At 65.7% G+C, this 12,196-nt stretch carries 11 protein-coding genes; 10 read left to right on the plus strand and 1 reads right to left on the minus strand.

What is annotated here, in order from left to right; translation table 11 throughout:
* Positions 1 to 45 precede the first annotated feature (45 nt).
* Positions 46 to 2,376 (plus strand): ATP-binding protein, encoded by a 2,331-nt coding sequence (locus tag CIT37_RS19880; protein WP_095424103.1) that lies wholly within the window; start codon positions 46 to 48, stop codon positions 2,374 to 2,376.
* A gap of 4 nt (positions 2,377 to 2,380) precedes the next feature.
* Here CIT37_RS19880 and erpA read toward each other — a convergent pair whose 3' ends face one another.
* Positions 2,381 to 2,710 carry an iron-sulfur cluster insertion protein ErpA gene (gene erpA, locus CIT37_RS19885; RefSeq protein WP_038949166.1) on the minus strand — a complete coding sequence of 110 codons (330 nt, stop codon included), beginning with the start codon at positions 2,708 to 2,710 and terminating at the stop codon, positions 2,381 to 2,383.
* A 123-nt stretch (positions 2,711 to 2,833) separates the two neighbouring features.
* Between erpA and CIT37_RS19890 the strand changes: the two genes are divergently transcribed.
* The 9 genes from CIT37_RS19890 (at position 2,834) to tatC (ending at position 12,081) form a co-directional block, all read left to right on the plus strand.
* Complete coding sequence (locus CIT37_RS19890; protein ID WP_095424104.1) at positions 2,834 to 4,042, plus strand: deoxyguanosinetriphosphate triphosphohydrolase; 1,209 nt, start codon at positions 2,834 to 2,836, stop codon at positions 4,040 to 4,042.
* Between the two features lie 9 nt (positions 4,043 to 4,051).
* Positions 4,052 to 5,842 carry an arginine--tRNA ligase gene (gene argS, locus CIT37_RS19895; protein WP_095424105.1) on the plus strand — a complete coding sequence of 597 codons (1,791 nt, stop codon included), beginning with the start codon at positions 4,052 to 4,054 and terminating at the stop codon, positions 5,840 to 5,842.
* A 141-nt stretch (positions 5,843 to 5,983) separates the two neighbouring features.
* A complete protein-coding gene (locus CIT37_RS19900) occupies positions 5,984 to 7,567 on the plus strand; it encodes an SPOR domain-containing protein (RefSeq protein WP_095424307.1) in 1,584 nt (527 codons plus the stop codon).
* Positions 7,568 to 7,613: 46 nt separating this feature from the next.
* The gene (gene nagZ, locus CIT37_RS19905) at positions 7,614 to 8,642 is read left to right on the plus strand and encodes a beta-N-acetylhexosaminidase (protein WP_095424106.1); all 1,029 of its coding nucleotides are present in this window, start codon (positions 7,614 to 7,616) and stop codon (positions 8,640 to 8,642) included.
* A complete protein-coding gene (locus CIT37_RS19910) occupies positions 8,639 to 9,478 on the plus strand; it encodes a segregation and condensation protein A (protein WP_018317872.1) in 840 nt (279 codons plus the stop codon). The genes nagZ and CIT37_RS19910 overlap by 4 nt, the downstream gene beginning before the upstream one ends.
* 21 nt (positions 9,479 to 9,499) lie before the next feature.
* Positions 9,500 to 10,264, plus strand: coding sequence for an SMC-Scp complex subunit ScpB (scpB, locus tag CIT37_RS19915; RefSeq protein ID WP_028145382.1), 765 nt, complete (start codon positions 9,500 to 9,502; stop codon positions 10,262 to 10,264).
* 167 nt (positions 10,265 to 10,431) lie between these two features.
* Positions 10,432 to 10,665, plus strand: coding sequence for a twin-arginine translocase TatA/TatE family subunit (locus CIT37_RS19920; protein ID WP_028145381.1), 234 nt, complete (start codon positions 10,432 to 10,434; stop codon positions 10,663 to 10,665).
* A gap of 88 nt (positions 10,666 to 10,753) precedes the next feature.
* Positions 10,754 to 11,269 carry a Sec-independent protein translocase protein TatB gene (tatB, locus tag CIT37_RS19925; RefSeq protein ID WP_095424107.1) on the plus strand — a complete coding sequence of 172 codons (516 nt, stop codon included), beginning with the start codon at positions 10,754 to 10,756 and terminating at the stop codon, positions 11,267 to 11,269.
* Positions 11,266 to 12,081, plus strand: coding sequence for a twin-arginine translocase subunit TatC (gene tatC / locus CIT37_RS19930; RefSeq protein ID WP_028145379.1), 816 nt, complete (start codon positions 11,266 to 11,268; stop codon positions 12,079 to 12,081). Before tatB ends, tatC begins: the two co-directional genes overlap by 4 nt.
* Positions 12,082 to 12,196 lie beyond the last annotated feature (115 nt).

Raw genomic sequence — 12,196 nt, forward strand, 5'->3', positions numbered from 1 at the left:
GGCTTAAGCAGGCGGCAGGCCATTGATCGTCAAAAGGTTCCGCGAATGGGATGGCCGGACAAATCGATGAAGCGAACCGAGCCGCGTGACGGCCTGATCGGCGCGTTCCTGTATTGGCTCGGCGGCTTCGAGATCGAGGACGGCCTGACCGCCGATCTCAGCGAGCGCGAGATTCGCCGCATCCGCGCCAAGCAGATCGACGCCGTAACGCGGCTGATCCCCGTGACGATGGCGGTGACGATGCTGAACGTCGCCATCGTGCTGATCCTGTTCTGGGGCCGGGGATGGAACGACTTCCTCGCGATCTGGGGCCTGACGCTCGCCGCCACCGCCTCGCTCGCGGTGCGCGCCTGGCGGCGGTCGCATCAGAACCCGCCGCAGGAGGCCTCGCCCCGCGCCGCGCGGCAGATGCTGCGGCAGGCGGTCTTGCTCGCCGCGATCTGGGGCGCGTTGCCGCTCGCTCTGTTCAGCCGCATCGAGCCGACCAGCCAGCTGATCCTGGCCTGCCTGATGGTCGGCATGATGTCGGGCGGCGCCTTCACGCTGTCGACGTTCCCGCGCGCCGGCCTCGTCTATCTCGCCACCATGACGACCGCCTGCGCCGGGGCGCTATTGCTCTGCGGCGCCGGGCCGTATCTGGTGACGGCGGTGTTCCTGCTGCTGTTCGCATTCTTCATGGCGCGCAGCATCGTCTCGCAGGGCAATCTGTTCCTCGGCAATCTCAAGGCCCAGCTCGAACTCGAACGCCAGACCGAGATCATCTCGCTGCTGCTGAAGGACTTCCAGGAGAACGCCAGCGACTGGCTGTGGCAGACCGATGCCGAAGGGCATCTGGTCGATGTGCCCGAGCGCTTCGCGGACGTCGCTCAGTTGCCGCTGCCGCTATTGAAGGGATCGCATTTCGCCGACGTGCTCGACATGCTGTGCCCCGAGGACAAGAGCGCGGCCTACAACGTCGTCGGCCTGATGGAGCAGAACGAGCCGCTGCACGAGATGAACCTCAAGGTCGTCGCCGGCGGCGAGGCGCGGCTGTGGTCGCTGACGGCCAAGCCGGCCTATGATCGCGAGGGACAATTTTTGGGCTATCGCGGCTTCGGCCGCGACGTGACCGAACGCTGGCGCGCGGAAAAGGCCGAGGCCGAGAGCCGCGCCAAGTCGGACTTCCTCGCCGTGATGAGCCACGAGATCCGCACGCCCATGAACGGCGTGCTCGGGCTTGCCAGCATGCTGCTCGAAACCAAGCTCGATCCGGAGCAGCGCGAGGCCGTGACCACGATCCGCGAGTCCGGCGACAATCTCCAGCGCATCCTCAACGACATCCTCGACCTGTCCAAGCTCGAGGCCGGGCGCTTCACCTTCGAAGTGATCGACTTCGCCCCGCAGGCGCTGGTGGAGGCTGTCGTGACCGTGGTCCGCGCGAGCGCCAAGGGCAAGGGGCTGACGGTCAAGCTGGCACTCGACCCGAACCTGCCGCCGACGCTGCGCGGCGACGTCGCGCGCATCCGCCAGGTGCTGCTCAACCTCGCGTCCAACGCGGTGAAGTTCACCGATGAAGGCGAGGTGACGATCTCGGCGACCTGCCAGGCGCGCCGCGACTTGCTGGCGACCGTCGAATGGACGGTGACCGACAGCGGCATCGGCATCGCCCCCGAAAAGCTTGGCCAGCTCTTCAGCGACTTCGCGCAGGCCGACGCCTCGATCAGCCGCCGCTTCGGCGGCACCGGGCTCGGGCTTGCGATCTCCCGGCGCATCATCGAGCAGATGGGCGGCACTATCGGCGTCACCTCGACGCCGGGCGAGGGATCGACCTTCCGCTTCACGCTGGTCCTGCCCTGGAGCCAGGCGCAGGCCTCCGAGCAGACGGCCGGCCACGATGAGGCCGACGAGCTCAAGACCCGTATCGCCGGTCTCGATCGGCCGCTGAAGGTGCTGGTCGCGGAGGACGATGCGGTCAACCGCATGGTCGTGAGCAAGATGTTGGGGGCCTTCGACGTCGAGCTGCGCGTCGTCACCGACGGCGCTGAGGCCGTCGCGGCAGCATCCGAAGGCAATTACGATGTGGTGCTGATGGACGTGCGCATGCCCGACATGGACGGGCTTGCCGCCACCCGCGCGATCCGTGCGCAAGGCGGGCGCTTCGCGGCCTTGCCGATCGTCGCGCTGACCGCCAACGCCTTCCCCGAGGATGTCAGGATCTGCCGCGAGGCGGGCATGTCGGACTTCCTCGCCAAGCCGCTGCGCAAACAGGCGCTGGTCGCGGCCTTGCTGCGTGCGCTCGACGGCCACGTGATGTCCGAGGACGCGCCGCTGCAGCCGGAGCTGATGCCGGCCGAGATGGAGTGGACGGATGAGGAGAGGCAGATAACAGGCGCGTAGGCGGTCAGACCGAGAAGCTGGTGCCGCAGCCGCAGGATGCCGTGGCGTTCGGATTGTTGACGCGGAACGAGGCGCCGATCAGGTCGTCGACGAAATCGACCTGCGATCCCGCCAGGAACGGCTGCGAGGCGGAATCGACCAGCACCACCGCATTGTCCTGCTCGATCACGAGATCGTCGTCGGTTCGCGCACGGTCGATGTCGAATTTGTACTGGAAACCCGAGCAGCCGCCGCCCTCGACCGAGATGCGCAGCATCGCGCCAGAACCTTCGCCCTTGAGGATCTCCCCAATCCGGCGTGCGGCGCGGTCACTGATGGTCACGTCGGTCGTCATGGCTTGTCTCCGATAGTCCCGCGGTCATACCAGGTTCACTTGCCCAATTCATTTGGTATCCCGCGTCCGGCATAGTTAAGTGCAAGGATACGCAGAATCAAATGGATAGGGACTAAATTCGTCGTGTCCGTCGGAATGGCTGCCCCCCATGCGCCCTATGCCTGCGATCCCGACCGCAGCCGCGGCCGGCTGGTCGCGGAGCCGCCGAGCCGGACCCGCAGCCCGTTCCGGCGGGATTGCGACCGGGTGATCCACTCCACCGCGTTCCGCCGCCTGAAGTACAAGACCCAGGTGTTCGTGTTCCACGAGGGCGACCACTACCGCACAAGGCTGACCCATTCGCTGGAGGTGGCGCAGATCGCCCGTGCGCTGGCCCGGCAGCTCGGGCTGGACGAGGATCTCACCGAAACCCTGGCGCTGGCCCACGATCTCGGTCATCCCCCGTTCGGCCATGCCGGCGAGCGGGCGCTGGACGCCTGCCTGAAGGATTTTGGCGGCTTCGACCACAACGCCCAGACGCTCCGCGTCGTCGCTTCGCTCGAGCATCGCTACCCCGATTTCGACGGGCTCAACCTGACCTGGGAGTCGCTGGAGGGCATCGTCAAGCATAACGGTCCGCTGACCGACCGCAGCGGCGCGCCGGTGGGGCGCTATCGCGAGCACGGCATTCCCGTCGGCATCGCCGACTATATCGAGACCTACGACCTCGAATTGTGGAGCTTCGCCTCGCTGGAGGCGCAGGTCGCCGCCATCGCCGACGACATCGCCTATGACGCCCACGACATCGACGATGGTCTGCGTGCCGGCCTGTTCCATCTCGACGATCTCAAGGTGATGCCGCTCACGGCTGAGATCATCGCCGAGACCTCGGCGCACTATCCCGACCTCGAAGACCTCAGGCGCGGTGCCGAGCTGGTGCGCGAGCTGATCTCGCACCTGATCGGTGCGGTGTTCGCGCAGGCGCAGAAGAACCTCGCCGCGGTGAAGCCCCAATCGGCCCAGGATGTCCGCCAGCAGAGCCGGGCGCTGGTCGCATTTCCGGCCGAGGTCGCCGAGGAGGAGGCCGCCATCAAGACCTTCCTCTACCAGCACATGTACCGTCACAAGCGGGTGATGCGGGTGATGGGGGAGGCGGAGCAGATCCTGTTCGACCTGTTCGCGAAATACCTGAAATCCCCGGGCGAGCTGCCGCCGGAATGGTTGCTGGGGGCCGAGGCGGACGATGAGGGCGACCGGGCCCGCCGGATCGGCAATTTCATTGCCGGAATGACCGACCGTTTCGCCCTGACCGAGCACCAGCGGCTTTTTGACTCGACCCCGGATTTGCGTTAGGCGGCGGCCATGCCCGACACATCCTCAGCACTGCATCTGTTCGCCGACGTGCTTGCACGCGTGCACGCCGCCTGCCGTACGCTGGCCGTGGAAGCCAACTGGCCCGAGGGCATCGATTTCTCGCGCGTGGTGGTCGAGCCGCCGCGCGATCCCTCCCATGGCGACATGGCGACCAACGCCGCCATGGTGCTGGCGAAAGAGGCAAAGGCCAAGCCGCGCGACCTCGCCGAGCAGATCGCCGAGCGGCTGCGTGCCGACGCGCTGATCGCCAAGGTCGATGTCGCCGGTCCCGGCTTCATCAATCTGACCTTGAGGCCGGCCGCCTGGGCCGAGGCGCTGCGGATGGTCCTGCGCGAGGGCGCCGATTACGGCCGCGTCCGCGGCGGCTCCAAGGTCAATATTGAATATGTCTCGGCCAATCCGACCGGGCCGATGCATGTCGGTCATTGCCGCGGCGCCGTGTTTGGCGACGCGCTGGCGAGCCTGCTCCGTTTCGCAGGCCACGACGTCGCGCGCGAATATTACATCAACGACGCCGGCGCCCAGGTCGACGTGCTCGCGCGCTCCGCGTTCCTGCGGTACCGCGAGGCGCTCGGCGAGGACATCGGTGCGATCCCGGAAGGCCTCTATCCGGGCGACTACCTGAAGCCGGTCGGCACAGCACTCGCGAAGGAACATGGCGACAAGCTCCTCGCGATGAGCGAGGTCGAATGGCTGCCGACGGTGCGCGCCAAGGCGATCGCGATGATGATGGACGAGATCAAGGACGATCTCGCCGCCCTCAACATCCGTCATGATGTGTTTTTCTCGGAGCGCTCGCTGATCGAGACCGGCAACAACAAGGTTGCCGAGACCATCGATTTCCTGAAGGCCAAGGGCGACGTCTACGAAGGCCGCCTGCCGCCGCCAAAGGGCGCGCCGGTCGAGGATTGGGAAGACCGCGAGCAGCTGCTGTTCAAGGCGACGGCTTACGGCGACGACGTCGATCGTCCGCTGATCAAGTCGGACAATTCCTACACCTACTTCGCCGCCGACATCGCCTACCACAAGAACAAGTTCGACCGCGGTTTTGCGGAAATGATCGACGTCTGGGGCGCCGACCATGGCGGCTATATCAAGCGCATGCAGGCGGCGGTAAAGGCGACGACGTCGGGCAAGGGCTCGCTCGACGTCAAGATCGTCCAGCTCGTCAAGTTGCTGCGCAACGGCGAGCCGGTGAAAATGTCCAAGCGGAGCGGGGACTTCGTCACCTTGCGTGAGGTGGTGGATGAGGTCGGCCAGGACGCCGTCCGCTTCATGATGCTCTACAGGAAGAACGACGCCGTGCTCGACTTCGACCTCGCCAAGGTCATGGAACAGTCGCGCGACAACCCGGTGTTCTACGTCCAGTACGGCCACGCTCGTGGCCACTCGATCTTCCGCAACGCGAGGGCGGAGGTGTTCCCGGAACTGCCGGAGGATGCCGGCGAGCGGATCGCCTGGCTCGCTGAGTCGGCGGTGGAACGGCTGTCAGACGCCGTCGAGCTCGACCTGCTCAAGCGTCTCGCAATATTTCCGCGCATGCTGGAAGCCGCAGCCGCGGCCCACGAGCCGCACCGAATTGCCTTTTATCTCTATGATTTAGCCAGCGAATTTCATGCACTTTGGACGAAGGGGCGCGATTTGCCCTATTTACGCTTCATTATCAATAATGATGCAGAGCTTACAAAGGCGCGACTGGCCATGGTCCAGGGCGTCGTCTCGGTTCTGGCATCGGGCCTCGCCATCCTCGGCGTCCATGCTCCGAACGAGATGCGGTAGTTTGGGGCGAACTACTTAAGGGGAATATCGGGGGTAACCGGCAGAAGCCGGATCGCTTAGACTTGGTTGAAAGCCTTGTGGGTCGAAAGCCGTGCCTTGGTCGAGGGGCGCGCGGCTTTCCCGAAGGGACGCATCATCACGATGGCCGAACGATATCAGGACAGACCGTTTCCCTCCGATGACTATGGTCGCGGTGGCGCCCAGCATGGCAAGGCGGAGAGCGATCCCTTGGCCGAGCTCGCCCGCCTGATCGGACAGACCGATCCCTTCGCAGCTCAAGGGCGGCCCGGCGCACATCCGCCGGCAGCCCCCGCGCCCGCGCAGGGCTATCAGGACGACGACTATCGGCAAGAGGATCGACAGGACGATTATCAGCAGGACTATGCCGAGCAGGCCCCGCCGGCGCAGCCCGGGCCGCCCTCATGGATGCGGCGGGCCAACGTGCAGCCGCAGCCGGCGCCAGCTCCCGAGCCAGACTATCCCGTGTCCGTAAACCCGGTCCACCCGTTGCACCGCTATTCAGCCCAGCCTGCCGCGCCCGAGCCTGAACTTCATCAGCCCCAGGCTTATCAGGATCACGCCTATCAGGCGCAATCCTACCAGGATCAGGCCTACCAGCAGGATCAGGCTTACCAGCAACAGGCCTATCAGGAGCCACATCAGCAGCCCGATCCGGCGCGTTACGACGATGCGCTCTACGGCCGGCTGGAGGCAGGCGAGCAGGATTATCAGCGCGATCCCGCCTATCCCGACGATCCCTACGCGTATCAGAGCGACTATCCGGAGGCGGAGCCCGAAGAGCCCAAGAAGCAGCGCGGCGGCATGATGACGGTCGCAGCGATCCTGGCGCTTGCCGTGGTCGGCACCGGCGCCGCCTTCGCCTACAAGACCTATGTCGGCTCGCCCCGCAGCGGCGAGCCGCCGATCATCAAGGCCGACAACACCCCGACCAAGATCGTGCCGGCGCCGACGGATTCCTCGGCCAAGGTGCCGGATCGCATGGTGAGCGGCGATGGCACCGAGAAGATCGTGCCGCGGGAAGAGGCGCCGGTCGACGTCAACGCCAAGGCGGGCGGTCCTCGCGTGGTGTTCCCGCCGCTGAACCAGAATGCGAACCCGCCGTCGGTGGCGAGCGTGTCGCCGTCTGCGGTGCCGCCGCCGAGCACGGGCGCGAGCAACGGCACGATGTCGAACAATTCGCCGCGCCCGATCAGGACTGTCGCCGTGAAGGGCGATCAGACCGACAGCGCCACGCCGCAATCGGCCGCTGCCGCCAGGCCAACGGCTGCGCCGAAGCCTGTGGCTGCGCCCGTTGCGCCGGTCGCGCCGCGCAATCCGCCGACCTCGGCCAATGCCAGCGCCAACCAGCCGATGTCGCTGGCGCCGCAATCGGTCCCGGCAGCCGAACCGCCGCAGCGGATGGCTGCGACCACCCCGACGCAAATCGCGCCCGCCAGCAGCGGCGGTGGCGGCTACATCGTGCAGGTCTCCTCGCAGCAGAGCGAGGATAGCGCGGCCGCGTCGTATCGCGTGCTTCAGAGCAAATATGGCAGCGTGCTCGGCTCCCGTTCGCCGGTGATCAAGCGGGTCGACCTCAGCGACAAGGGCAAGGGGGTCGTCTACCGCGCCTTCGCTGGGCCCTATGGTTCGGCAGAGGAAGCGACGCACGCCTGCAACAGCCTGAAGTCCGCAGGCTTGTCCGCCTGCTTCGTCCAGAGGAATTAACGGCCGTTTCCTTGACCCCCTCGCGGGTCAGGGTTAATCGGCCGTTATGAGCACGCGGGCCTTCATTACCGGTGTATCCGGAACGGAACTGACCGCCGTCGAGCGGGAGTTTATCCGCGACCAGCGCCCATGGGGCTTCATCCTATTCAAGCGCAATGTCGCAACGCCAGCTCAAGTCGCTGCACTGGTTGCGGAATTGCGGACGGCGGCAGGTGCTGCCGACGCGCCCATCCTGATCGATCAGGAAGGCGGTAGGGTACAGCGGCTCGGTCCGCCGCACTGGCCGGTCTATCCGCCGGGCGCCGTTTTCTCGACCTTGTACGACACTGATTCGGCGCTCGGGCTCACCGCGGCGCGCCTGTCCGCCCGCCTGATCGCGGCTGATCTTGCCGATCTCGGCATCACCGTGGATTGCCTGCCGCTGGCCGACGTGCCCGTCGAGGGTGCCGATGCTGTCATCGGGAACAGGGCCTATGGCACCGAGCCCGGCAAGGTCGCGGCGATCGCGCGCGCGGTCACCGAGGGCCTGGAGCAGGGCGGCGTGTTGCCGGTGCTCAAGCACATCCCCGGCCATGGCCGGGCCACTGCCGACACCCATTTCAAGCTGCCGACGGTCGATACGCCCAGGGACGAGCTGGAACGGACCGACTTCGCCGCCTTCAAGCCGCTGTCGGACCTGCCGATGGCCATGACTGCACATGTTGTGTTTAGCGCGGTCGACCCCGCCCATCCGGCGACGACATCTGCGACAATGATTGCTGACGTGATTCGCGGCGCAATCGGGTTCCAGGGTTTGTTAATGAGTGATGACGTGTCGATGAACGCGCTGTCGGGGAATATCGCCGAGCGGACCCGCGCCATCTTCGCGGCCGGCTGCGATGTGGCCCTGCATTGCAACGGCAATATCGAGGAGATGCGCGAGGTCGCCGGCCAGACACCTGAGCTGTCGGGCAGGGCGCTGGAGCGGGCGAACGCCGCGCTCGCCGCGCGCAAGGCGCCGCAACCGCTCGATCGCGTCGCCGCACGCACTGAGCTGGACGCATTGATCGCACGGGCAAACACGGCATCGGCATGACCGCAGAAATTCTATCTTTCGAAACCGGGCGGCCCGCAGAGCTTGCCGAGGGTGAGCCGGCGTTGGTGGTGGACGTCGAGGGCTATGAGGGTCCGCTCGATCTGCTGCTCGCGCTGGCGCGGCAGCAGAAGGTCGACCTCGCCAAGATCTCGATCCTGGCGCTGGCCGACCAGTATCTCCACTTCATCGAAGCCGCGCGAAAGATCCGGCTCGAGCTCGCCGCCGATTACCTCGTCATGGCGGCATGGCTCGCCTTCCTGAAGTCGCGCCTGCTGCTGCCGGAGCCGCCGAGCGCGGAAGGCCCGAGCGCCGAGCAGATGGCGACGGCGCTCGCCAACCGCCTGCGCCGGCTGGAGGCCATTCGCGAAGCCGCCAACCGGCTGATGAACAGGCAGCAATTGCTGCGCGACATCTTCCCGCGCGGCGAGCCCGAGCAGATCGCCGAGATCAAGCACCCGAAATACACGGCGACGCTGTACGATTTGCTCACCGCCTACGCCTCGCAGCGCCAGTCGCGCGTGCTGGCGAGCGTGCATCTGGCCAAGCGCACGGTGTGGTCGCTCGCCGAGGCGCGCGCCACGCTGGAGCGGCTGGTCGGCAGCATCAGCGAGCAGGACGATTGGGGCGTGCTCGACGACTTCCTGGTCCGGCACGTCGCCGATCCGACGCAGCGCGCGACGGTGTTCGCCTCGAGCTTTGCTGCTGCGCTCGAATTGGTGCGCGAAGGTCAGCTGGAGCTGAACCAGAAAGAGGCGTTTGCGCCCATCTATTTCCGGAAGGGGCGCCCCAAACCGGTGCCGGACGCAGCTCCTGCGCCTGATGCGCCGGTCGGTTAAGTGCAAGAAGGAGAAGCTGCCATGGCAAGCCTGGCTGAAGTGCGGGTAGAAGAGGCCGAGCCGATGGAGAACGAATCCCAGGCACGTCCCGAGGAATTGCGGCTGCTGGAAGCACTGCTGTTCGCTTCGAGTGAACCGCTGGATACCGCGACGCTGGCCAAGCGCATGCCCGAGGGCGTCGACGTCAAGGCCGCGCTCGAGCAATTGCAGGCGGACTATTCCTTGCGCGGGGTGAACCTCGTTCGCGTCGCCAACAAATGGACCTTCCGCACCGCCGGCGATCTCGCCTGGCTGATGACGCGGGAGAGCACCGAGACCCGCCGCCTGTCGCGCGCGGCAATCGAGGTGCTGGCGATCATCGCCTATCACCAGCCGGTGACGCGCGCCGAGATCGAGGAGATCCGCGGCGTCGTCACCTCGAAGGGTACCCTCGACGTGCTGCTGGAGACCGGCTGGATCAAGCCGCGTGGCCGTCGCAAGACGCCCGGCCGTCCGCTGACCTTCGGAACCACCGAGGACTTCCTGTCGCAATTCACCCTGGAACAGCTCGGCGATCTGCCGGGTCTCGAGGAGCTGAAGGGCACGGGCCTCTTGGATTCGCGCCTGCCGACCGGATTCAGCGTGCCGACGCCGTCGGACGACCCGCAGCTCCGCGAGGACGAGGATCCCTTGGAACCGGGCGAGGATCTCGATCTGGCGCTGGCGCCTGCGGTTGAGCCCGAGACTCCGGAGGAGGCACCGGAAGGCGGCCAAGAGGAGGGCGGCGAAGGCGGCACCGAAGAGTGAGGCCTTTGCGTTTTACCGGTGCCCTGCGACCGGTTAACACTAGCAAGATTACGTAGTGCCAACAGCGAATTGGCGCTGCCTTGGTCCTTGTTTTTGACACCCGCCAAGCCTAGGTTTCAGTGAAGATCGGCCGGGTCCCCGGCCATGCGCGTTTGGAGGGTTGCAGGATGGGTTCACTCAGCATTTGGCACTGGATCCTGGTGATCGCAGTGGTCCTGCTGCTGTTCGGCCGCGGCAAGATTTCGGATCTGATGGGCGACGTGGCGCAGGGCATCAAGGCGTTCAAGAAGGGCATGCAGGACGACGACAAGCCCGCCGAGAAGCCCGAGCCGGCCAAGTCCATCGAGCACAACAATGCGCCGACCGCGGCGCGGTCCGACGTCGGCAGCAAGGCCGTCTGAGCCAAAGAGCACGCGAGACGCGGGGTGCGGCCCGATCCTGCGCGCAAGGGATTGGGTCGGCTGCGGCTTCGCGTGAACGGAAGACCTCATGTTCGACATCGGGTGGAGTGAACTGGTCCTGATCGGGGTCGTGGCCTTGATCGCCATCGGCCCGAAAGAGCTGCCGGGCGTGCTGCGCATGGTCGGACAGTGGATGGGCAAGGCCCGCAAGATGGCCGCCGAATTCCAGGGCCAGTTCCAGGAAGCGATGCGCGAGGCCGAAATGGCCAACCTCAAGAAGAGCTTCGACGAGGTCAAGGAAGCCGCGACCGGCTTCAATCCGCTGTCCTCGCTCCAGAAGGACGTCAGCGACGCGCTCCGCGTCGACGCGCTGGACAAGCCCGCCGAGACGCCGACCACGACGGCTGTCGAACCACCGGCGACTTCAATTGAAGCGCCTGTCACTCCTACCACTCCGGAAGCGCCGACGCCCGCGACCTTCATGGAAGCCGAGGCGCATGCGGCTGCGAACGAGCCGCTCGCCATCACCCGTGAGGTCGAGCAGGCGCAGGTTGCGCAGGACACCGCGCCATCCGAAGCGATCAAGGACGCCAAAGCGTCATGAGCGACGCCGATATCGAGGCCAGCAAAGCCCCGCTGATGGACCACCTGATCGAGCTGCGCTCGCGGCTGATCAAGGCGCTGCTCGGCTTTGGCGTGGCCTTCATCTTCTGCTTCTTCTTCGCCAAGCAGATCTACAACGTGCTGGTCTGGCCGTTCGTATGGGTCGCGGGTCCGGAGAATTCCAAGTTCATCTACACGGCGCTGCTGGAATATTTCATCACCCAGCTCAAGCTCGCTTTGTTCGGCGCCGGCTTCATCTCGTTTCCGATCGTGGCGACGCAGATCTACAAATTCGTCGCGCCCGGGCTGTACAAGCACGAGAAGCAGGCCTTCCTGCCGTACCTGGTCGCGACCCCGTTTTTCTTCGTGCTCGGCGCGGCGCTGGTCTATTTTGTCGTGCTGCCGATGCTGGTCCGCTTCTCGCTCGGCATGCAGCAGGCCGGCAGCGACGAGACCGCGCAAATCCAGCTTTTGCCCAAGGTCGGCGAATATCTGTCGCTGATGATGTCGCTGATCTTCGCCTTCGGCATCGCCTTCCAGCTTCCGGTGATCCTGACGCTGCTCGGGCGGATCGGCATCGTGACCTCGAAGATGCTGCGCGAGAAGCGCCGCTATTTCATCGTCATCGCCTTCGTCATCGCGGCGGTGCTGACCCCGCCGGACGTGCTCAGCCAGTGCTCGCTCGCGCTTCCCTTGCTCTTGCTCTACGAGGGTTCGATCATCGCGGTGGGGATGGTGGAGAAGAGGGCGGCGGCAGCCTCGCAGGCGACCACCGGCACCGACGTGTCGACGCCGGCCAATCCGGCGGAGTAGGGCGCTTTCGCTCTATCATAGCGCCATTCAGCCCATGATTCGTCATACCCGGGCTTGACCCGGGCATCCACGACTTGATCTAAGGCGGCAGATACGTGGATGGCCGGGATTAACC

The organism is Bradyrhizobium ottawaense, assembly GCF_002278135.3.
GTDB lineage: Bacteria > Pseudomonadota > Alphaproteobacteria > Rhizobiales > Xanthobacteraceae > Bradyrhizobium > Bradyrhizobium ottawaense.

Bases quoted from the DNA above. Each gene is read 5' to 3' on its own strand.
- CIT37_RS19880 (WP_095424103.1), top strand. From the start codon at position 46: ATGGGATGGCCGGACAAATCGATGAAGCGAACCGAGCCGCGTGACGGC.
- erpA (WP_038949166.1), bottom strand. From the start codon at position 2,710: ATGACGACCGACGTGACCATCAGTGACCGCGCCGCACGCCGGATTGGG.
- argS (WP_095424105.1), top strand. From the start codon at position 4,052: ATGCCCGACACATCCTCAGCACTGCATCTGTTCGCCGACGTGCTTGCA.
- CIT37_RS19900 (WP_095424307.1), top strand. From the start codon at position 5,984: ATGGCCGAACGATATCAGGACAGACCGTTTCCCTCCGATGACTATGGT.
- nagZ (WP_095424106.1), top strand. From the start codon at position 7,614: ATGAGCACGCGGGCCTTCATTACCGGTGTATCCGGAACGGAACTGACC.
- CIT37_RS19910 (WP_018317872.1), top strand. From the start codon at position 8,639: ATGACCGCAGAAATTCTATCTTTCGAAACCGGGCGGCCCGCAGAGCTT.
- scpB (WP_028145382.1), top strand. From the start codon at position 9,500: ATGGCAAGCCTGGCTGAAGTGCGGGTAGAAGAGGCCGAGCCGATGGAG.
- CIT37_RS19920 (WP_028145381.1), top strand. From the start codon at position 10,432: ATGGGTTCACTCAGCATTTGGCACTGGATCCTGGTGATCGCAGTGGTC.
- tatB (WP_095424107.1), top strand. From the start codon at position 10,754: ATGTTCGACATCGGGTGGAGTGAACTGGTCCTGATCGGGGTCGTGGCC.
- tatC (WP_028145379.1), top strand. From the start codon at position 11,266: ATGAGCGACGCCGATATCGAGGCCAGCAAAGCCCCGCTGATGGACCAC.